At 71.9% G+C, this 19,755-nt stretch carries 15 protein-coding genes; 8 read left to right on the plus strand and 7 right to left on the minus strand.

Features of this window, described 5'->3' with window-relative positions; translation table 11 throughout:
- Window positions 1-20: 20 nt before the first annotated feature.
- The 5 genes from trpM to lgt all read left to right on the plus strand — a co-directional run bounded on the left by trpM (window position 21) and on the right by lgt (window position 4,412).
- On the plus strand, window positions 21-263 hold the full coding sequence (gene trpM / locus ACIRVK_RS18770; protein WP_404248288.1) for a tryptophan biosynthesis modulator TrpM: 243 nt from the start codon (window positions 21-23) through the stop codon (window positions 261-263).
- Window positions 264-322: 59 nt separating this feature from the next.
- Window positions 323-1,606 (plus strand): tryptophan synthase subunit beta, encoded by a 1,284-nt coding sequence (gene trpB / locus ACIRVK_RS18775; protein ID WP_404248290.1) that lies wholly within the window; start codon window positions 323-325, stop codon window positions 1,604-1,606.
- Complete coding sequence (gene trpA / locus ACIRVK_RS18780; RefSeq protein WP_404248292.1) at window positions 1,603-2,421, plus strand: tryptophan synthase subunit alpha; 819 nt, start codon at window positions 1,603-1,605, stop codon at window positions 2,419-2,421. Before trpB ends, trpA begins: the two co-directional genes overlap by 4 nt.
- A 118-nt stretch (window positions 2,422-2,539) precedes the next feature.
- Complete coding sequence (locus ACIRVK_RS18785; protein ID WP_404248294.1) at window positions 2,540-3,316, plus strand: DsbA family protein; 777 nt, start codon at window positions 2,540-2,542, stop codon at window positions 3,314-3,316.
- Window positions 3,317-3,410: 94 nt separating this feature from the next.
- The gene (gene lgt, locus ACIRVK_RS18790; RefSeq protein ID WP_404248296.1) at window positions 3,411-4,412 is read left to right on the plus strand and encodes a prolipoprotein diacylglyceryl transferase; all 1,002 of its coding nucleotides are present in this window, start codon (window positions 3,411-3,413) and stop codon (window positions 4,410-4,412) included.
- Window positions 4,413-4,415: 3 nt separating this feature from the next.
- Here the strand turns inward: lgt and ACIRVK_RS18795 are convergent, their stop codons facing one another.
- From ACIRVK_RS18795 to ACIRVK_RS18825, 7 genes are read right to left on the minus strand one after another with little or no spacing between them, the layout of a single operon-like run.
- The gene (locus tag ACIRVK_RS18795; RefSeq protein WP_404248298.1) at window positions 4,416-5,246 is read right to left on the minus strand and encodes an HpcH/HpaI aldolase/citrate lyase family protein; all 831 of its coding nucleotides are present in this window, start codon (window positions 5,244-5,246) and stop codon (window positions 4,416-4,418) included.
- The gene (locus ACIRVK_RS18800; RefSeq protein WP_404248300.1) at window positions 5,243-6,445 is read right to left on the minus strand and encodes a CaiB/BaiF CoA transferase family protein; all 1,203 of its coding nucleotides are present in this window, start codon (window positions 6,443-6,445) and stop codon (window positions 5,243-5,245) included. The genes ACIRVK_RS18795 and ACIRVK_RS18800 overlap by 4 nt, the downstream gene beginning before the upstream one ends.
- Window positions 6,442-7,335 (minus strand): ribokinase, encoded by an 894-nt coding sequence (gene rbsK / locus ACIRVK_RS18805; RefSeq protein WP_404248302.1) that lies wholly within the window; start codon window positions 7,333-7,335, stop codon window positions 6,442-6,444. Before rbsK ends, ACIRVK_RS18800 begins: the two co-directional genes overlap by 4 nt.
- On the minus strand, window positions 7,332-8,696 hold the full coding sequence (locus ACIRVK_RS18810) for an ADP-ribosylglycohydrolase family protein (protein ID WP_404248304.1): 1,365 nt from the start codon (window positions 8,694-8,696) through the stop codon (window positions 7,332-7,334). The genes rbsK and ACIRVK_RS18810 overlap by 4 nt, the downstream gene beginning before the upstream one ends.
- Window positions 8,684-9,853, minus strand: coding sequence for an ADP-ribosylglycohydrolase family protein (locus ACIRVK_RS18815; protein WP_404248306.1), 1,170 nt, complete (start codon window positions 9,851-9,853; stop codon window positions 8,684-8,686). Before ACIRVK_RS18815 ends, ACIRVK_RS18810 begins: the two co-directional genes overlap by 13 nt.
- Before the next feature lie 7 nt (window positions 9,854-9,860).
- A complete protein-coding gene (locus ACIRVK_RS18820) occupies window positions 9,861-11,126 on the minus strand; it encodes an ADP-ribosylglycohydrolase family protein (protein ID WP_404248369.1) in 1,266 nt (421 codons plus the stop codon).
- A 56-nt stretch (window positions 11,127-11,182) separates the two neighbouring features.
- Entirely contained in the window at window positions 11,183-12,178 is a 996-nt protein-coding gene (locus ACIRVK_RS18825; protein ID WP_404248308.1) for an ADP-ribosylglycohydrolase family protein, read from the minus strand.
- 197 nt (window positions 12,179-12,375) lie between these two features.
- Here ACIRVK_RS18825 and ACIRVK_RS18830 point away from each other — a divergent pair, with 197 nt between their 5' ends.
- The 3 genes from ACIRVK_RS18830 (at window position 12,376) to ACIRVK_RS18840 (ending at window position 19,533) form a co-directional block, all read left to right on the plus strand.
- Window positions 12,376-13,107 (plus strand): VIT1/CCC1 transporter family protein, encoded by a 732-nt coding sequence (locus ACIRVK_RS18830; RefSeq protein ID WP_404248310.1) that lies wholly within the window; start codon window positions 12,376-12,378, stop codon window positions 13,105-13,107.
- 368 nt (window positions 13,108-13,475) lie between these two features.
- Complete coding sequence (gene gltB, locus ACIRVK_RS18835; protein WP_404248312.1) at window positions 13,476-18,077, plus strand: glutamate synthase large subunit; 4,602 nt, start codon at window positions 13,476-13,478, stop codon at window positions 18,075-18,077.
- On the plus strand, window positions 18,070-19,533 hold the full coding sequence (locus tag ACIRVK_RS18840; protein WP_404248314.1) for a glutamate synthase subunit beta: 1,464 nt from the start codon (window positions 18,070-18,072) through the stop codon (window positions 19,531-19,533). Before gltB ends, ACIRVK_RS18840 begins: the two co-directional genes overlap by 8 nt.
- Window positions 19,534-19,755 lie beyond the last annotated feature (222 nt).

The raw sequence follows: 19,755 nt of genomic DNA on the forward strand, positions 1-19,755 counted from the left end.
CTTTCGGTAGGCTGACCCCGATGACTCTCACCGCGACGACCCTGGACCGGCACGCCCGCCTCGCCCGCGGCTGCCGCCCCCGGGGCTGCCGCGCCCCCGCCCGCCGGGTCCACGGCCGCCGCGTGCGCTACGTCATCGGAGACGAACCCGGCCAGGTGAACGGCCGTCGATGGCAGCGCCCCTCCAGGGGCGCGGGGCTGTATTTGATCTGCGGCTGCCGCCGCGTGGGCGCGACAAGCCCCCACGGGCTCGCAGCCGTCTGACGACCCCCCGCCCCACGGCGCTTAGTGTCATAAACACGCACTCACCGTGAGGTTCAGCCATGCCCAGCGACTTCTTCATCCCCGACCCGGAGGGTCAAGTACCGAGCCCCGAAGGCTACTTCGGCACCTTCGGCGGCAAGTTCATCCCGGAGGCCCTAGTAGCCGCCGTCGACGAGGTGGCCGTCGAGTACGACAAGGCCAAGCACGACCCGGAGTTCGCCCGCGAACTCGACGACCTCCTGGTCAACTACACAGGGCGCCCCTCGGCGCTCACCGAAGTTCCCCGTTTCGCCGCGGAAGCGGGTGGCGCCCGCGTCTTCCTGAAGCGCGAGGACCTCAACCACACCGGATCCCACAAGATCAACAACGTCCTTGGTCAGGCCCTGCTCACCCGGCGCATGGGCAAGACCAGGGTCATCGCGGAGACCGGCGCCGGTCAGCACGGCGTGGCGACCGCCACCGCCTGCGCCCTCTTCGGTCTCGAGTGCACCATCTACATGGGCGAGATCGACACCGAGCGCCAGGCCCTCAACGTGGCCCGCATGCGCATGCTCGGCGCCGAGGTCATCGCCGTGAAGTCCGGCAGCCGCACGCTCAAGGACGCCATCAACGAGGCCTTCCGGGACTGGGTCGCCAACGTCGACCACACCCACTACCTGTTCGGTACGGTCGCAGGTCCCCACCCCTTCCCCGCGATGGTGCGCGACTTCCACCGCGTCATCGGCGTGGAGACCAGGCGCCAGCTCCTGGAGCGGGCCGGACGCCTCCCGGACGCCGCGATCGCCTGCGTCGGCGGCGGATCCAACGCCATCGGCCTCTTCCACGCCTTCATCCCGGACACCGGCGTCCGCCTGATCGGCTGCGAGCCGGCCGGCCACGGCGTCGAGACCGGCGAGCACGCGGCCACCCTCACCGCAGGCGAGCCCGGCATCCTGCACGGCTCCCGGTCCTACGTCCTGCAGGACGAGGAGGGCCAGATCACCGAGCCGTACTCGATCTCGGCCGGCCTGGACTACCCGGGCATCGGCCCCGAGCACTCGTACCTCAAGGACAGCGGCCGGGGCGAGTACCGCGCGGTCACCGACGACGCGGCGATGCAGGCGCTGCGCCTGCTCTCGCGCACCGAGGGCATCATCCCGGCGATCGAAAGCGCCCACGCCCTCGCGGGTGCGCTGGAGGTCGGCAGGGAGCTGGGCCCGGACGGCCTGATCGTCGTCAACCTCTCCGGCCGCGGCGACAAGGACATGGACACCGCCGCCCGCTACTTCGGCCTGTACGACACCGACGCCGAGGTCGCCGCCAACGCCGCCGACACCGCCGAGATCGAGGGGGACGCCAAGTGAGCGGGAACATTGAGCTGCTGTCGGACACCCTCGCCGCGGCCAAGGCCGAGGGCCGTTCCGCGCTCATCGCCTACCTCCCGGCCGGGTTCCCGACCGTGGACGGCGGCATCGAGGCGATCAAGGCCGTCCTCGAGGGCGGCGCCGACATCGTCGAGGTCGGTCTGCCGCACAGCGACCCCGTCCTCGACGGTCCCGTCATCCAGACCGCCGACGACATCGCCCTGCGCGGCGGCGTCAAGATCGCGCACGTCATGCGGACGGTCAAGGAGGCCCACGAGGCCACCGGCAAGCCGATCCTCGTCATGACGTACTGGAACCCCATCGACCGCTACGGCGTCGAGCGCTTCACCGCCGAGCTGGCGGAGGCCGGGGGCGCCGGGTGCATCCTGCCCGACCTGCCCGTGCAGGAGTCGGCGCCGTGGAGGGAGCATGCGGACAAGCACGGGCTCGCCACGGTCTTCGTGGTCGCGCCCAGCAGCAAGGACGCGCGGCTCGCCGAGATCACCGCGGCGGGCAGCGGGTTCGTGTACGCGGCCTCGCTCATGGGCGTCACCGGCACCCGCGAGTCGGTGGGCGCCCAGGCCCACGACCTGGTCGAGCGGACCCGGGCGACCGGCACCGACCTGCCCGTCTGCGTCGGCCTCGGCGTCTCCAACGCCGAACAGGCCGCCGAGGTGGCCGGCTTCGCCGACGGCGTGATCGTCGGCTCGGCCTTCGTGAAGCGGATGCTGGACGCGCCGGACGACGCGGCCGGAGTCGAGGCGGTTCGCGAACTCGCCGGGGAACTGGCGAAGGGCGTGCGCCGACAGGCGTAGCCCTCTGCACAACACGACACACTCGGCACAACAGAACACAGAGGACCATTCGGTCACTCGAACGGGTGGACCTGGGACCGGGGAGGCGCGCTGCGCCTCCCCGGTTCGTTCTGGGGGTGTGAGCGAGAAGAACAGCGAGGGAAAGCGCACCGCCCGCGAGCGGCTGGCGGTCGAGCGCGAGAAGCAGAGGACCGCGGAGAGGCGACGCCGCGCGCTGATCGTCGGCGCGAGCGTCGTCGGTGTGCTGGGACTGGCCGCGGTGATCGGCGTGGTCGCCGCGAACGCGGGCAAGAGCAAGAGCACCAAGAGCTCGGGTCCGGTCGTGGCGCCGTCCGGGGCGCAGGGCAAGGACAGTCTCGCCATCCCGGTCGGCAAGGACGGCGCCCGGTCGACGCTCACGGTCTGGGAGGACTTCCGCTGCCCGGCCTGCCAGGCCTTCGAGACCACCTACCGCTCGACGATCCACGAACTCACCGACTCCGGCCGGCTCAGAGTCGAGTACCACCTGGTCAGGCTGATCGACGGCAACCTCGGCGGCACCGGCTCCCTGCGCGCGGGCAACGCCGCGGCCTGCGCCCAGGACGCCGGAAGGTTCCGCGACTTCCACGACGTGCTGTACGAGAACCAGCCGGAGGAGACCAACGACGCCTTCTCGGACAACGGCAGACTGATCACGCTCGCGGGCAAGGTCGGCGGCCTCGACACGGCGACCTTCCGCACCTGCGTCGACGGCGGGACGCACGACGCCTGGGTGAACAAGTCGAACACCGCCTTCAAGACCGCCGGCCTCACCGGCACACCGACCGTGCTCCTCAACGGCAAGAACATCTACCAGGACCAGACGATGACCCCGGCCAAGCTCAAGCAACTGGTCCAGCAGGCCGACAAGCGGTGACCGCGGGCGGGGACCTTTCACACCTGCCCGTTATGGACCCGTAGCCAGGCTGCCTGCCGTGCGCCCGGTCCGGCACGGTAGCGTCGACCCTGCCATGGAAGAACTTGCCTACATTCCGAGTCCGTCGCGCGGGGTGCTGTATCTCGGCCCCATTCCGCTGCGCGGCTACGCGTTCTGCATCATCATCGGTGTCTTCGTCGCGGTCTGGCTCGGCAACAAGCGCTGGATCGCCCGCGGCGGGCGGGCCGGCACGGTGGCCGACATCGCTGTCTGGGCCGTGCCGTTCGGCCTCGTCGGCGGCCGGCTGTACCACGTGATCACGGACTACGAGCTGTACTTCAGCTCGGGCCGTGACTGGGTCGACGCCTTCAAGGTCTGGCAGGGCGGACTCGGTATCTGGGGAGCGATCGCGCTCGGCGCGGTCGGCGCGTGGATCGGCTGTCGGCGCCGGGGCATCCCGCTGCCCGCCTACGCCGACGCCATCGCGCCCGGCATCGCCTTCGCGCAGGCGATCGGACGCTGGGGCAACTGGTTCAACCAGGAGCTGTACGGCAAGGAGACCAAGGTCCCCTGGGCGCTGCACATCACCTCCTCCGCGGACGGCCGGGTGCCGGGCTACTACCACCCGACGTTCCTGTACGAGTCCCTGTGGTGCATCGGCGTCGCGTTCCTGGTCATCTGGGCCGACCGGCGCTTCCAGCTCGGGCACGGGCGGGCGTTCGCGCTGTATGTCGCCGCGTACTGCGTGGGCCGGGCGTGGATCGAGTACATGCGGGTCGACGACGCCCACCACATCCTCGGGCTGCGGCTGAACGACTGGACCGCCGGGATCGTGTTCCTGCTGGCGGTGGCCTACATCGTGGTGTCGTCGCGGAAGCAGCCGGGCCGTGAGGCCGTGGTCGAGCCGGGGGCGGCCGACGAGGTGCCCGCCGGCGAGGCCGGCGCCGACGGTGAGGACGACGCCGTGGCGAAGGAAGCGGACGCCGTGGAAGGCGACCCGAAGGACGACGCCAAGCCCGAGACCAAGGCCGATACCAAGGCCGAGACCGAGCCCGAACCCGAGACCGAGGGCGAGGCAGAGTCGGCCAAGAGCTGACGGTCAGTGACGGTGCGCGAGTGACAGCGTGCGGTGGGCCGTCGCCACCACCGCCGCGTCGACGAAGGTGCCGTCCGGCAGCGCCTGGGCGCCCTGTTGCCTCGTCGCCGCCTTCACGATGGTCTCCGCCTCCTCGATCTCCTGGGCCGTGGGCAGGTAGGCCCGCTCGATGATGCGGAGTTGACGGGGGTGGATGGCGGCGCGGCCCAGGAAGCCGAGGGCGCGGCCGTGCGTGCAGGAGGCGGCGAGACCCTCCAGGTCGCGGATGTCCGGGTGGATGGACTGGGACGGCGGGGGCAGACCCGCCGCCCTCGCGGCCACCACGACGCGGGAGCGGGACCAGTCGAGGCCCGCGTCCCCCCGTACGCCCAGGTCGGCGCGAAGGTCCGCCTCGCCGAGGGAGATGCCGCGCAGCGACGGATGCGCCGCCGCGATGGCGTAGGCGTGCTCCACGGCGAGGGCTGTCTCCAGGAGGGCGCAGAGGGCGAGAGGACCGCCGGACGCGCGGGCCGTCCGTAGCGCCACGCGGATGATCTGGGACGGCGACGTCACCTTGGGCAGGCGCAGGCCGGAAAGGCCCGGAAGCGCGGCCAGGGCGTCGAGGTCCCTCGGTCCCAGCGGGCCGTCCACGGCGTTCACCCGGACGTGGACCGGTACGGACTGGGGCTCGGCGAGCAGGTCGGCCGTGGCTTCGCGGGCGTAGGTCTTGCGGTCCGGGGCGACCGCGTCCTCCAGGTCGATCACGACGACGTCGGCGCCGGCGGCCAGCGCCCTGGCGACGACGTGGGGACGGTCGCCGGGGGCGTACAGCCAGGTGAGCGGGGGTGCCGTCATACCGCGCCCTCCTCGCGCAGAGCCGTCAGCTCCTTCGGGCTCAGCCCCAGCTCGATCAGGACCTCCTCCGTGTCCGCGCCGTGCGGACGGCCGGTCCAGCGGATCGCGCCCGGGGTCGAGGAGAGACGGAAGAGGACGTTCTGCATGCGCAGCGGGCCGAGCTCGGGGTCGTCGAGCGTCGTGATCGTGCCGAGGGCCTGGTACTGCGGGTCCGCCAGCACGTCCCGCACGTCCTGCACCGGGGCGACGGCCGCTTCCGCCTTCTCGAAGGCCGCGAGGACCTCGGTGCGGCTGCGGGCGGAGATCCAGTCGCCGACCGCCGCGTCCAGCACGTCGGCGTGCGCGGCGCGGTCGGCACCCGTGGCGAACCAGGGCTCGTCGATGAGCTCGGGGCGGCCCACCAGGTGCATCACGCGCTCCGCGACGGACTGTGCCGAGGTGGAGACGGCCACCCAGTCGCCGTCGGCGGTGCGGTACGTGTTGCGCGGGGCGTTGTTGGCCGAGCGGTTTCCGGTGCGCGCCTGGACGTATCCCAACTGGTCGTACCAGGTCGGCTGGGGGCCGAGGACGGTCAGGATCGGTTCGATGATCGCCATGTCGACGACCTGGCCCGCGCCGGTGCGCTCGCGGGCGGTCAGCGCGGTCATCACGGCGTACGCCGTCGTGAGGCCCGCGATCGAGTCGGCGAGGCCGAAGGGCGGCAGCGTCGGAGGGGCGTCCGGCTCGCCGGTGATGGCCGCGAAGCCGCTCATCGCCTCGGCGAGGGTGCCGAAGCCGGGGCGGTGGGCGTAGGGACCGAACTGGCCGAAGGCGGTGACGCGGGTGAGGATCAGCCGGGGGTTGGCGGCGGAGAGCTCCGGCCAGCCGAGGTCCCACTTCTCCAGGGTGCCCGGGCGGAAGTTCTCGATCAGTACGTCCGCGGTGGCGGCCAGCCGCAGCAGGACGGCGCGGCCGGCGGGCCGGGACAGGTCGAGGGTGATCGTGCGCTTGTTGCGGCCGAGGACCTTCCACCACAGGCCGATCCCGTCCCGGGAGGGGCCGTGGCCGCGGGACGGGTCGGGTTTCGTCGGGTGCTCGACCTTGACCACCTCCGCGCCGAAGTCACCGAGCATCGTGGCCGCGAGGGGCCCGGCGAAGAGGGTGGCGAGGTCGAGGACGCGCAGGTCGGCGAGCGGGGCGTGGGCGGGGGGCGTGGTCATGAGGTGTACCGCGCGTCGATCTCGGAGCGGTACGGCATCGACGCGGAGGCGCCCGGCCGCTGGACCGACAGCGCGGCCGCGGCGGCCGCCCAGGTCAGGGCCTCGCGGATGGGCCGCTCCTCGCCCAGGGCCACCGCGAGGGCGCCGACGAACGTGTCGCCCGCGCCCGTGGAGTCCACGGCGGTGACCTGCGGGGCCCCCACGGCGAGCGGCTCGGCGTCCCGGGCCAGATACAGGCTGCCCGCCGCGCCGAGCGTGACGACCACGGCCGGGACGCCTTCCAGCAGGGCGGTGGCCGCGTCGATGGTGTCCGGCTCGTCGGTGAGGGTGATGGCCTCGTACTCGTTGGCCACCAACAGGTCGGTGGCGGCGAGAAGTTCGGGGGGCAGGGGCTGGGCGGGGGACGGGGTGAGGATCGTACGGACGCCGTGGGCGCGGGCGGCCCGCGCTCCCGCTACGACCGCCGGCATCGGGATCTCGAGCTGCAGCAGCAGGATGTCGGCGGAGGCGATGAGGCCCTCGTCGCCGGGGGCGAGGTGGTCGACGGTGCCGTTGGCGCCGGGGATCACGACGATCGCGTTGCCGCCCGCGTCGTCCACGACGATGTGGGCCGTGCCCGACGGGCCCTCCATGGTGCGCAGCAGGTCGGTGTCCACGCCGGAGTGTTCGAGCGTGGAGCGCAGGTGGGCGCCGTAGGTGTCGTTGCCGACGGCGCCGATCATCGACACGGTGGCGCCGGCGCGGGCCGCGGCGATCGCCTGGTTGGCGCCCTTGCCGCCGGGGATCGTCCGGAACTCCCGTCCCGTCACGGTCTCTCCGCGCTGCGGGGCCTTCTCGACATAGGTGACGAGGTCCATGTTCGTGCTGCCCAGTACGACGATGTGGGTCATGGGCGGGACGCCTCCCGGTGGGTCAGGTGGGCCAGGGTGTCGAAGCCGGTGCCGTTGAAGTCACCGACGGAGGTGGCCAGTCGGTTCTTGAGCGGGGTGGTCCAGCGGTCCGGGAGGGCGGTGGGCGTGCCGGCGAGGAGGGCGGCGATGCCCCCTGCCGCGGCGCCGTTGGAGTCGGTGTCCCAACCGCCGCCCACCACACGGGAGATGGAGCCCGTGAAGTCGCCGTCCGCGTGAGTGAGGGCGGCGGCGACAAGGGCCGTGTTCGGGATGGCGTGGACCCAGTGGTGGGTGTCGGCGTAGGTGGCGTGGAGTTCGTCGACGACCGTCTCGAAGTCGGGCTGCTCTTCGGCCAGTTGCACGGCGTGGCGGACCGCTCGGGACAGGCGGGAGCCGGGCGGGATCACCCTGAGGCCGGTGCGCAGGCAGGTGTGGACGTCGTGGGCCCCTATGGCGGCCCGGGCGATGACGGCCGCGGTGAACATCGCCGCGTAGACGCCGTTCGCGGTGTGGGTGAGGGTGGCGTCGCGGTGGGCCTGTTCGGCCGCGGCGGCCGGGTCCCCCGGATTGGTCCAGCCGTGGACGTCCGCGCGGATCAGGGCGCCGATCCATTCGCGGAACGGGTTGCGGTGGCGGGCCGTGTGCGGGGGTTCGACGCCGGTGAGGAGGTTGCGGTAGGCGACGCGTTCGGCGGTGAAGGTGCGGCCCGCCGGGAGCTCGTCCAGCCAGAGGGCCGCCACGTCGGCGGTCGTGAAGCGGCGGCCGTGGCGCTGGAGCAGGAGGAGGTTGAGCAAGGGGTAGTCGAGGTCGTCGTCCTCGGGCATGCCGTCGATGTTCTCGGCGAGGGAGGTGGCGGCCGACCGCCGGTTCCAGGGGTGTTCCGAGGTGAGGTCCGCCGGGACTCCGCGGGCGGTGAAGTAGTGGTCCAGGGGCCAGTTGCCGGCGGCCTCGGCCAGTCGGCGGATGGCCTGACGGGGAAGCTTCTCGACCGGCTTGCCCAGGAGACACCCCGCGGCCCGGCCCAGCCAGGCGGCTTCCAGACGCTCCGGGTCGGGTGCCACCGTGGAGGCGGGCGCGCTCGGCCAGTCGGCGCACAGCGCCTTGATCGCGGCGAGGTCGGTCGGCTCCGCGTCCGCCAACCTGCTGGGAAGCTGCGCCAGTTCGTCCAGCAGGTCCTCGGCCAGTTGCCGCAGGTAGTGAGACGCCCGTTCCGGTGACGCCCCCGCCCGCGCCGGGGCGTCCGTGCCACCCGCCGCCCTCCACCGCGCCGCGATCACCGACGCCTCGCGACCGTCCAGCGCCGCCTGCCGGAGTTCGTGACCGATCAGGTCCTCCGGCTGGACCCACGTCAGTCGGAGCATCCGTCGCCTCCGAGCCGTGCGAACGCCGCCTCGTGGGCCCTGCGTCGGCGCACGTCCCGCTCGAAGACCTCGCGGGCCACCTCGGTGAGCGTGCGGGCCGGTTCCCACAGGTCCAGACGGCTGGCCTCCGACACCGCCTTCGACCACTCGTCCGGGACGGGGGAGCCGAGGGCGCCGGCCAGGGCGCCCGCCATCGTGGCGGTCGAGTCGCAGTCCCGGCCGTAGTTCACCGAGCCCAGTACCGCCTCCCGGTAGTCGCCGCCTGAGACGAGCAACATGCCCAGGGCGACGGGGAGCTCCTCGATGGCGTGGACACGGGAGGGGCGGCGGGCGCCGAGGGACGGGGCGCGGTAGTCCGGGCCCACCGTGTCGTACGGGGCCACCGCCTCACGGAGCGGGACCAGGGCCGACTCGAAGTCCGTGTACTGGCACGCCACTTCACAGACCCGCTCGATCGCCGTGCGGGTGCCGTCCTTGGCCAGGGCGAGGGCGGCCGAGACGACCGAGTCCGGGTCGGCGCCGGGCACGCACGCCGCGGAAACCGCCGCCGCGAAGACCGCCGCCGCCTCCCTGCCGTACGACGACTGGTGGGCGCCGGCGATGTCGAGGGCCTCGGCGTAGGCGGCCCGTGGGCCGGCCGCGTTGACCAGGCCGACCGGTGCCATGTACATCGCCGCGCCGCAGTTGACGATGTTGCCGACGCCCGCCTCGCGGGGGTCGGCGTGGGCGTAGTGGAGCCGGGTCACCAGCCACTTCTCGGCGAGGAACACCCGATGCAGGGGGAGGGCCTCCGCCTCCAGCTCCGGGATCCAGCGGGGGTTCGTCATCAGGTCGGGGACCAGGTGGTCGGCGATCGCGTAGGCGTCGAGGTGGTCGCGGACGGCCGCGTAGACCCGTACCAGCGCATGGGTCATCAACGTGTCGTCGGTGACGTGCCCGTCGCCCTTGTGGTACGGGGCCAGGGGGCGGGCCGTGCGCCACTCGTCGCCGTTCCAGGGACCGACGATGCCGTGGACGCGGCCGCCGTGGCGTTCGAGGATCTGTGTGGGGGAGTAGCCCTCGACCGGGCCGCCGAGGGCGTCGGCGACCGCGGCGCCCACGAGGGCCCCGGTGACCCGGTCCTCAAGGCCTGCTGTTTGTGATCCTTTGGGCGTCATGCCCGAATCATCCTCCTGGCGGGGCGGGTTGCACGGCTTCCAGCAGTTCGGCGAGTTCCACCAGGTCGGTGGCGGTCAGACGGGGCAGGGCGCAGCCGGCGAGGGTGCGGCAGGCGTCCCGCCAGGAGGCGGGGAGGGCCGCCCTGCCGCCGAGCGCTCCGGCGAGGGCGCCGACCAGGGCGGGCGCCGAGTCGGCCACGCGGGAGAGACAGGCCGCGGCCGGTACCGCCTCGGCGATACGACCCCCGGACGCGGTGGTCAGGGCGAGGGCGACCGGGACGGTCTCGGCGGCCGCGATGCCGTAGCTGTAGACGTGGTCGACGATCTGGTGTTCCAGCAGCGGGATCAGGGCGAAGGCGGACTCGGCCCGCCGGGCCAGGTCCAGCGCGTGCCGGGCGTTGCGGCCGATCTCGGTGGTCTCGGGGAGCCGGGCCAGGGCGGCCGTCACACAGGTGTGCACGTCGGCGCCGGTCAGGGCCAGGGACACCGCCGCCGCCATCGCCCGGGCGCCGTGGACGCCGTCGCCGTCCTGGGTGTAGCGGGCGTCGAACTCGGCGAGGTCCGCGGCGCGGCCCGGGTCGCCGGGGTGGGCGACGGCGAGGACACAGGCGCGGATACAGGCCGCGTCGTCGAAGTAGTGGGGGTTGTCGTGGCCGGTGGCGGGTGGGCGCAGGCCGGCGGCGAGGTTGCCGAGCCCTGCGCGGACGGAGATGCGGGCGCGCAGGGGGAGGACGGCGGACTCCACTTCCGGGGCCCGGTGCGCCGCGGCGGCGACCTCGGCCGCCAGGGCGTTCCAGGTGAGGTCGATGGCGGCTCTGGTACGGCGTTCTCGGCTGAGGTCGCCGAGGGGGGTGTCGTCGCCGGCGCGCAGGAGGGTCTCGGCGGCGAAGGCGGCCCATTCGGCGTCGTCGGAGGGGCCGAGGAGCAGGGGGTCGGGGGGTCGGTTGAGGGCGAGGGGGACGGGGAGGGTGGTCGTCGCGTTGTGCTCGGCGAAGTTGTCGAGTTCGCGGGTGAGGCGGCGGGTCCAGTCGGGCATGCGGGTGGCTCTGTGGCGGGCGGAGGGCCAGCCTGCGGCGTCGCCTGCGGCCAGGCCGAGCAGGAGGCCGACGGTTCGTCCTGCCTCGGCGGTTCCCTTCGGGGGCTTGCCGCCGACCACCGCCTCGGCTTCGTCTTCGGCCCTTTCGTTCCCACCCGCACCGCCCGTGCAGCTTTCGTGGTCGGGTGCCGGCGGCCCCTGTGGGGCGTCCCCGCCGTCGGCGGCCGCGGGAGCGATCGGCTCCGCCGTGAGCGTTGGTTCGCCGTTTCCCTCGTCCCAGGGGCCCGGCGGTCTCACCGGGGGACCCCCGCCGCGCTGCCGGGTGCCGGCGGTGTCTGCGCAGCCCCCACCAGCAGGTCCGCCACCTCCAGGACGTGGTGGCCGGCCATCGCCGGGAGGCAGTTGCCCCTTGCCGGGCCGATCGCCTCCGCCCAGTCGGGCGGGATCGCGGACGTGCCCCGCGTCGCACCCGCCAGCGCGCCGGCCACGGCCGCCGTCGTGTCGGCGTCGCGGCCCATGTTCACCGCCGTGAGGACCGCGTCGCGGAAGTCGCCGTCGGCCGCCGCGTACGCGCCGAAGGCCAGGGCCACGGCCTCCGGGGCCAGGTCCGTCCACGGGTAGCCGCCGATCACCACCGCCGAGCGCACCGCGCGTTCGCCCCGGTGCGCGACCGTGACGGCCCGGCGCAGGGAGCGGGCCGTCCAGGAGTCGTCCGGAACGACGGCGAGGGCCGAGGCCACGACGGCGACGGGCGACGCCCCGGCCATCGCCGTCGCCACTCCCGCCGCGACCGCCTGGCCGCCGTAGATGCCCTCGCCCTCGTGGCTCACCGAACCGTCGATGGCCGCGAGCCGCGCGGCCTCGGCGGGGCGGCCCGCGGCGAAGACGCCGAAGGGGGCCGCGCGCATGGCGAGGCCGTCGCTCCAGGCGTGCCGGTGCTGGGCGGAGATGGGGGCGGTGAGGCCGCGGCGGAGGTTCTCCAGGGTGCCGCGTTCGCTGAAGCCCGCCCCGCGGAAGGGGCTCTCGGCGCGGTCCGCGATCCACTCGTGCCAGGCGGCCTCGACGTGGGCGGGGGTGAGGGCCGAGCCGTGCCGGGCCAGCAGCAGGCCCGAGAAGATCGCGTACTCCGTGTCGTCCGTGCCGGCCGGTACGTCCGTGACGTACCCGCTGATCCGGCCCCAGCGGGCGCGGATCGCGGACGGTCTCATGTTCTCCGCGGGCGCCCCGAGGGCGTCCCCCACGGCCAGACCGAGCAGGGTGCCGCGTGCCCGTTCGCGGATCGATGGCATGCCCCATGTGTCCCACCGTTGGCGGTTGACCCCAGCCTCGGGCGGCTCCATGTCACCCGGTCGATCGGCAAAGCCGCAGGTTAGCCGAGCCTTTCCTTGCTGGCGGCCGGGAATGCGCAGGCGTAGGTTCTGTGTTGTCGGAACTTAGAACGTGTCCAAACTTAGCTTTGGCTTAGCTTCCTTGGGGGACCCCCGCGATGGCGATCATCGAGACCGAGGCCACGCTCCACGTGGCTCACCGTGACAACCACACGCACCGTGATGTCAACGGTGGCTGGCTGCGGCCGGCCGTGTTCGGGGCCATGGACGGGCTGGTGTCCAACCTGGCGCTGATGAGCGGTGTCGCCGGTGGCGCCGTCGGTCGCGACACCATCGTGCTGACCGGCCTCGCGGGCCTCGCGGCCGGCGCCTTCTCGATGGCCGCCGGCGAGTACACCTCCGTCGCCTCGCAGCGCGAGCTCGTCGAGGCCGAACTGGACGTCGAGCGCGCCGAGCTGCGCAAGCACCCGATGGACGAGGAGGCAGAGCTGGCGGCGCTGTACGAGGCCCGCGGGGTCGAGCCGGAGCTGGCCCGGGAGGTCGCCCGGCAGCTGTCGAAGGACCCCGAGCAGGCGCTCGAGATCCACGCCCGCGAGGAACTCGGCATCGACCCGAGCGACCTGCCCTCGCCGCTGGTCGCCGCCGTGTCGTCCTTCGGTTCCTTCGCCCTCGGCGCGCTGCTGCCCGTGCTGCCGTATCTGCTCGGTGCGACCGCGCTCTGGCCGGCCCTGCTGCTGGCCTTCTTCGGGCTGTTCGCCTGCGGTGCCGTGGTGGCCAGGGTGACCGCGCGCAGCTGGTGGTACAGCGGGCTGCGGCAGCTCGCCCTGGGTGGGGCGGCGGCCGGTGTGACGTACGCCCTGGGCACTTTGTTCGGAACGGCCGTAGGATAGCCCGACCGCTACTTATGCGTTGGGCCGCATAAGTAGCCGTTACTTGCTGGTTTCGAATGCTTAACCACCGGGCATGAGCCGTAAGCGCTGTGGGCAATGAGGCCTGCCGGGCACCCGCGGGAAGGGCGACGCCGCCCTCCCCGTTCTTCGGGTCGACGGACAACGATCTGTCCCGTCGATCCCCATAGCTTCCATCGCAGGCGCGGTACCCGCACCGCAGCCCCGCGATGTCCGCATGTTGGAACGGCATATCCCGGTTCCCGAGAAGCGCTCCATCATGTAACCTGCACGAAATTTTGCACTCAGCAGAGGGCCAACGTCGTCCCTCGGCAATCTGCATGCCACTTGAGACGACGACGGGAGAGCCGATGCGTACGCCGCGCCAGCCGTCCCAGCACTCCGCGAATGGCCAGAACTGGTCCTTCATGGATGCTCGCCCTGCTGCGCAGGGTATGTACGACCCCCGCTTCGAGCACGACGCGTGCGGCGTCGGCTTCGTTGCCACCCTCACCGGCGAGGCGTCCCACACCCTGGTCGAGCAGGCCCTGACCGTTCTGCGCAACCTCGAACACCGCGGTGCCACCGGCTCCGAGCCGGACTCCGGCGACGGCGCCGGCATCCTCTCCCAGGTACCCGACGCGTTCTTCCGTGACGTGGCCGGATTCGAGCTGCCGGAGGCGGGTGCCTACGCGGTCGGTGTCGCCTTCCTGCCCGAGGACGGCGCCGAGGAGGCCGTCTCGCGGATCGAGACGATCGCCGCCGACGAGAGCCTCACGGTGCTCGGCTGGCGCGAGGTCCCGGTCGCCCCCGAACTGCTGGGTGCCACCGCGCGTTCGACGATGCCCGCCTTCCGACAGATCTTCGTCGCGGACGGCTCCGCCGCGCCTGCCACGGGTATCGCCCTCGACCGCAAGGCCTTCGCGCTGCGCAAGCGCGCCGAGCGCGAGGTCGGCGTCTACTTCCCCTCGCTCTCCGCGCGCACCATCGTCTACAAGGGCATGCTGACCACCGGTCAGCTGGAGCCCTTCTTCCCGGACCTGTCCGACCGCCGCTTCGCCTCCGCGATCGCGCTCGTGCACTCCCGGTTCTCCACGAACACCTTCCCGTCGTGGCCGCTCGCGCACCCGTACCGGTTCGTCGCGCACAACGGTGAGATCAACACCGTCAAGGGCAACCGCAACTGGATGGTCGCCCGCGAGTCCCAGCTTGTCTCCGACCTGTTCGGGGACAAGGGCCTGGAGCGCCTCTTCCCGATCTGTACGCCGGACGCCTCCGACTCGGCGTCCTTCGACGAGGTGCTCGAACTCCTGCACCTGGGCGGGCGTTCGCTGCCGCACTCCGTGCTGATGATGATCCCGGAGGCGTGGGAGAACCACGACTCCATGGACCCGGCCCGGCGTGCCTTCTACAACTTCCACTCCACGATGATGGAGCCCTGGGACGGCCCGGCCTGCGTCACCTTCACCGACGGCACCCAGGTCGGCGCGGTCCTCGACCGCAACGGTCTGCGCCCGGGCCGCTACTGGGTCACCGACGACGGCCTGGTCGTCCTCGGCTCCGAGGTGGGCGTCCTCGACATCGACCCCGCCAAGGTCGTCCGCAAGGGCCGCCTGCAGCCCGGCAAGATGTTCCTCGTCGACACCGCCGAGCACCGCATCATCGAGGACGACGAGATCAAGGCGACCCTCGCCGCCGAGCAGCCGTACGCAGAGTGGATCGAGGCCGGCGAGATCGAGCTGGGCGACCTGCCCGAGCGCGAGCACATCGTCCACACCCACGCCTCCGTCACCCGCCGCCAGCAGACCTTCGGGTACACCGAGGAGGAGCTGCGCGTCATCCTCGCGCCGATGGCCAAGGCCGGTGCCGAGCCGATCGGTTCGATGGGCACGGACAGCCCGATCGCCGCGCTGTCCGAGCGTCCACGGCTGCTGTTCGACTACTTCACCCAGCTGTTCGCGCAGGTCACCAACCCCCCGCTGGACGCGATCCGCGAGGAGCTGGTCACCTCCCTGCGTTCGTCGCTGGGCCCGCAGGGCAACCTGCTCGACCCGAGCGCCGCCTCCTGCCGCTCCGTCGTGCTGCCCTTCCCCGTCATCGACAACGACGAGCTGGCCAAGCTCATCCACATCAACGCCGACGGTGACATGCCCGGCTTCAAGGCCGCGACCCTCTCCGGCCTGTACCGGGTCTCCGGCGGCGGTGACGCCCTCGCCGCGCGCATCGAGGAGATCTGCGCCGAGGCCGACGCCGCCATCGACAACGGCGCCCGTCTGATCGTCCTGTCGGACCGCCACTCCGACGCCGAGCACGCGCCGATTCCGTCGCTGCTGCTCACCGCGGCCGTCCACCACCACCTCATCCGCACCAAGCAGCGCACCCACGTGGGCCTGCTGGTCGAGGCCGGAGACGTCCGCGAGGTCCACCACGTCGCCCTGCTCATCGGCTACGGCGCCGCGGCGGTCAACCCCTACCTGGCGATGGAGTCGGTCGAGGACCTGGTCCGCGCCGGCACCTTCCTCTCCGACATCGAGCCCGAGAAGGCCATCCGTAACCTGATCTACGCCCTCGGCAAGGGCGTGCTCAAGGTCATGTCGAAGATGGGCATCTCCACGGTCGCCTCCTACCGCGGCGCCCAGGTCTTCGAGGCCGTCGGTCTCGACGACGCCTTCGTGGAGAAGTACTTCGCCGGTACGACCACCAAGATCGGCGGCGTCGGCATCGACGTCATCGCCCGCGAGGTCGCCGCCCGCCACGCCAAGGCCTACCCGGCCTCCGGCATCGCTCCCGCGCACCGCGCGCTGGAGATAGGCGGCGAGTACCAGTGGCGCCGCGAGGGCGAGCCGCACCTCTTCGACCCGGAGACGGTCTTCCGCCTCCAGCACTCCACGCGCACCGGCCGCTACGACATCTTCAAGAAGTACACCGAGCGCGTGAACGAGCAGTCCGAGCGCCTGATGACGCTGCGCGGCCTGTTCGGCTTCAAGTCGGACCGGCAGCCGATCTCCATCGACGAGGTCGAGCCGGTCTCCGAGATCGTCAAGCGGTTCTCCACCGGCGCCATGTCGTACGGCTCCATCTCGCGCGAGGCGCACGAGACGCTCGCCATCGCCATGAACCAGCTGGGCGGCAAGTCCAACACCGGTGAGGGCGGCGAGGACCCGGACCGCCTCTACGACCCGGCGCGCCGGTCCGCCATCAAGCAGGTCGCCTCCGGCCGCTTCGGCGTGACCTCCGAGTACCTCGTCAACGCGGACGACATCCAGATCAAGATGGCCCAGGGCGCCAAGCCCGGCGAGGGCGGCCAGCTGCCCGGCCACAAGGTCTACCCGTGGGTCGCCAAGACCCGTCACTCGACCCCGGGTGTGGGCCTCATCTCCCCGCCGCCGCACCACGACATCTACTCCATCGAGGACCTGGCGCAGCTGATCCACGACCTGAAGAACGCGAACCCGCAGGCGCGGATCCACGTGAAGCTGGTCTCCGAGGTCGGCGTCGGTACGGTCGCGGCGGGTGTGTCCAAGGCGCACGCGGACGTGGTGCTCATCTCCGGCCACGACGGCGGCACGGGTGCCTCCCCGCTGACCTCGCTCAAGCACGCGGGCGGCCCCTGGGAGCTGGGCCTCGCCGAGACCCAGCAGACCCTGCTGCTCAACGGCCTGCGCGACCGCATCGTGGTCCAGACGGACGGTCAGCTGAAGACCGGCCGTGACGTCGTCATCGCCGCGCTGCTCGGCGCCGAGGAGTTCGGTTTCGCGACCGCGCCGCTCGTCGTCTCCGGCTGCGTCATGATGCGCGTCTGCCACCTGGACACCTGCCCGGTCGGCATCGCCACCCAGAACCCGGTCCTGCGCGACCGCTTCTCCGGCAAGGCCGAGTACGTCGTCAACTTCTTCCAGTACATCGCCCAGGAGGTCCGCGAGATCCTCGCCGAGCTCGGCTTCCGCTCCATCGAGGAGGCCGTCGGTCACGCCGAGACGCTCGACGTGACCCGCGCGGTCAACCACTGGAAGGCGCAGGGCCTGGACCTGTCCCCGCTGTTCCACGTGCCCGAGCTGGCCGAGGGCGCGGTGCTCCACCAGGTGATCGAGCAGGACCACGGCCTGGAGAAGGCGCTCGACAACGAGCTGATCAAGCTCGCCGCCGACGCCCTGGCCGCGGACTCCGCGACCGACGCCCAGCCGGTGCGCGCCCAGGTCTCCATCCGCAACATCAACCGCACGGTCGGCACCATGCTCGGCCACGAGGTGACGAAGAAGTTCGGCGGTGCCGGTCTGCCCGACGACACCATCGACATCACCTTCACCGGCTCTGCCGGCCAGTCCTTCGGCGCCTTCCTCCCGCGCGGTGTCACGCTGCGCCTGGAGGGCGACGCCAACGACTACGTCGGCAAGGGCCTCTCCGGCGGCCGCGTCGTCGTCCGTCCGGACCGGGGCGCCGACCACCTCGCCGAGTACTCGACGATCGCGGGCAACACCATCGCGTACGGCGCGACCGGCGGCGAGCTGTTCCTGCGCGGTCGGACCGGCGAGCGGTTCTGTGTCCGCAACTCCGGCGCGACGGTCGTCTCCGAGGGCGTGGGCGACCACGGTTGCGAGTACATGACCGGCGGCCGGGCGGTGGTCCTGGGCGAGACGGGCCGCAACTTCGCGGCCGGTATGTCCGGTGGCATCGCCTACGTGATCGACCTCGACCGCGACAACGTCAACGTCGGCAACCTGGAGTCGGTCGAGGCGCTGGACGACACCGACAAGCAGTGGCTGCACGACGTGGTGCGCCGGCACCAGGAGGAGACCGGCTCCACGGTCGCCGAGAAGCTGCTGGCCGAGTGGGACACCGCTATCGAGCGCTTCAGCAAGATCATCCCCAGCACGTACAAGGCAGTGCTCGCCGCCAAGGACGCCGCCGAGCAGGCGGGACTCTCCGAGTCCGAGATCACCGAGAAGATGATGGAGGCGGCGATCAATGGCTGACCCGAAGGGCTTTTTGAACCACGGCCGTGAGGTCGCCAAGTCCCGCCCGGTCGAGGACCGCCTGAAGGACTGGAACGAGGTCTACGTCCCCGGCTCCCTGCTGCCGATCATCAGCAAGCAGGCCAGCCGCTGCATGGACTGCGGCATCCCGTTCTGCCACAACGGCTGTCCGCTCGGGAACCTCATCCCCGAGTGGAACGACTACGCCTACCGCGAGGACTGGACGGCGGCCTCGGAGCGCCTGCACGCGACGAACAACTTCCCCGAGTTCACGGGCCGGCTGTGCCCGGCCCCGTGCGAGTCGGCGTGCGTGCTCGGCATCAACCAGCCGCCGGTCACCATCAAGAACGTCGAGGTCTCGATCATCGACAAGGCGTGGGAGACCGGTGACGTCGCCCCGCAGTCGCCCGAGCGCCTGTCCGGCAAGACCGTCGCCGTCGTCGGCTCGGGCCCCGCGGGCCTGGCCGCCGCCCAGCAGCTGACCCGGGCCGGTCACACCGTCGCCGTCTACGAGCGCGCCGACCGCATCGGCGGCCTGCTCCGCTACGGCATCCCCGAGTTCAAGATGGAGAAGCGGCACATCAACCGCCGTATCGAGCAGATGCGCGCGGAGGGCACCCGCTTCCGTACCGGCATCGAGATCGGCCGCGACATCAAGGCGGGCGACCTGAAGAAGCGGTACGACGCCGTCGTCATCGCCGCCGGTGCCACCACCGCCCGTGACCTCCCCGTCCCCGGGCGGGAGTTGAAGGGCATCTACCAGGCGATGGAGTACCTGCCGTTGTCCAACAAGGTGCAGGAGGGCGACTACGTCGTCTCGCCCGTCTCCGCCGAGGGCAAGCACGTCGTGGTCATCGGCGGTGGCGACACCGGCGCCGACTGCGTGGGCACCGCCCACCGCCAGGGCGCGGCCTCCGTCACCCAGCTGGAGATCATGCCGCGACCGGGCGACGAGCGGAACGCCGCCACCCAGCCGTGGCCGACCTTCCCGATGCTGTACAAGGTGACCTCCGCGCACGAGGAGGGCGGCGAGCGGGTCTACTCCGTCTCCACCACCCACTTCGAGGGCGACGAGGACGGCAACGTCCAGTGGCTGCACCTCACCGAGGTCGAGTTCATCGACGGCAGGCTCACCCCGAAGCCGGGCACCGAGCGCAAGATCCCGGCCCAGTTGGTGACGCTGGCGATGGGCTTCACCGGTACGGACCGGGAGAACGGTCTGGTGGACCAGTTCGGCCTGGAGCTCGACGAGCGGGGCAACATCGCCCGCGACGCCGACTTCCAGACCAACGTCCCCGGTGTCTTCGTCGCCGGTGACGCGGGCCGCGGCCAGTCGCTCATCGTGTGGGCGATCGCGGAGGGCCGCTCGGCCGCCCGCGGCTGCGACCGCTACCTGACCGGCGCCAGCGACCTGCCGGCCCCGATCCGCCCGACGGACCGCGCCCTGATGGTCTGACGGTTCACCCAGCGTCCCGTACAACGGCGTACGGGCTGGTCGTCTGGGGGGTATCCCCCCAGACCCCCCGTGATGGCGCCTGCCCAGTCCCCGACCGGACTACGGGCAGGCGCTGTCGCCTTTCTCAGCCCCCCGAACTCGCCTGAAGTCCCTCGAACCTCACGGTCGCGTCCTCGGTGTAGGCGCCCACCCTGCCCCGGTTGTAAGGGCGTTCGGCGTCCG

It is taken from the genome of Streptomyces sp. NPDC101152 (assembly GCF_044768275.1).
GTDB lineage: Bacteria > Actinomycetota > Actinomycetes > Streptomycetales > Streptomycetaceae > Streptomyces.

Excerpts from the sequence above, each read along its gene's own strand:
- trpM (WP_404248288.1), top strand. The coding sequence starts at position 21 with ATGACTCTCACCGCGACGACCCTGGACCGGCACGCCCGCCTCGCCCGC.
- trpB (WP_404248290.1), top strand. The coding sequence starts at position 323 with ATGCCCAGCGACTTCTTCATCCCCGACCCGGAGGGTCAAGTACCGAGC.
- lgt (WP_404248296.1), top strand. The coding sequence starts at position 3,411 with ATGGAAGAACTTGCCTACATTCCGAGTCCGTCGCGCGGGGTGCTGTAT.
- ACIRVK_RS18795 (WP_404248298.1), bottom strand. The coding sequence starts at position 5,246 with ATGACGGCACCCCCGCTCACCTGGCTGTACGCCCCCGGCGACCGTCCC.
- ACIRVK_RS18800 (WP_404248300.1), bottom strand. The coding sequence starts at position 6,445 with ATGACCACGCCCCCCGCCCACGCCCCGCTCGCCGACCTGCGCGTCCTC.
- rbsK (WP_404248302.1), bottom strand. The coding sequence starts at position 7,335 with ATGACCCACATCGTCGTACTGGGCAGCACGAACATGGACCTCGTCACC.
- ACIRVK_RS18810 (WP_404248304.1), bottom strand. The coding sequence starts at position 8,696 with ATGCTCCGACTGACGTGGGTCCAGCCGGAGGACCTGATCGGTCACGAA.
- ACIRVK_RS18815 (WP_404248306.1), bottom strand. The coding sequence starts at position 9,853 with ATGACGCCCAAAGGATCACAAACAGCAGGCCTTGAGGACCGGGTCACC.
- ACIRVK_RS18825 (WP_404248308.1), bottom strand. The coding sequence starts at position 12,178 with ATGCCATCGATCCGCGAACGGGCACGCGGCACCCTGCTCGGTCTGGCC.
- ACIRVK_RS18830 (WP_404248310.1), top strand. The coding sequence starts at position 12,376 with ATGGCGATCATCGAGACCGAGGCCACGCTCCACGTGGCTCACCGTGAC.
- gltB (WP_404248312.1), top strand. The coding sequence starts at position 13,476 with ATGCGTACGCCGCGCCAGCCGTCCCAGCACTCCGCGAATGGCCAGAAC.
- ACIRVK_RS18840 (WP_404248314.1), top strand. The coding sequence starts at position 18,070 with ATGGCTGACCCGAAGGGCTTTTTGAACCACGGCCGTGAGGTCGCCAAG.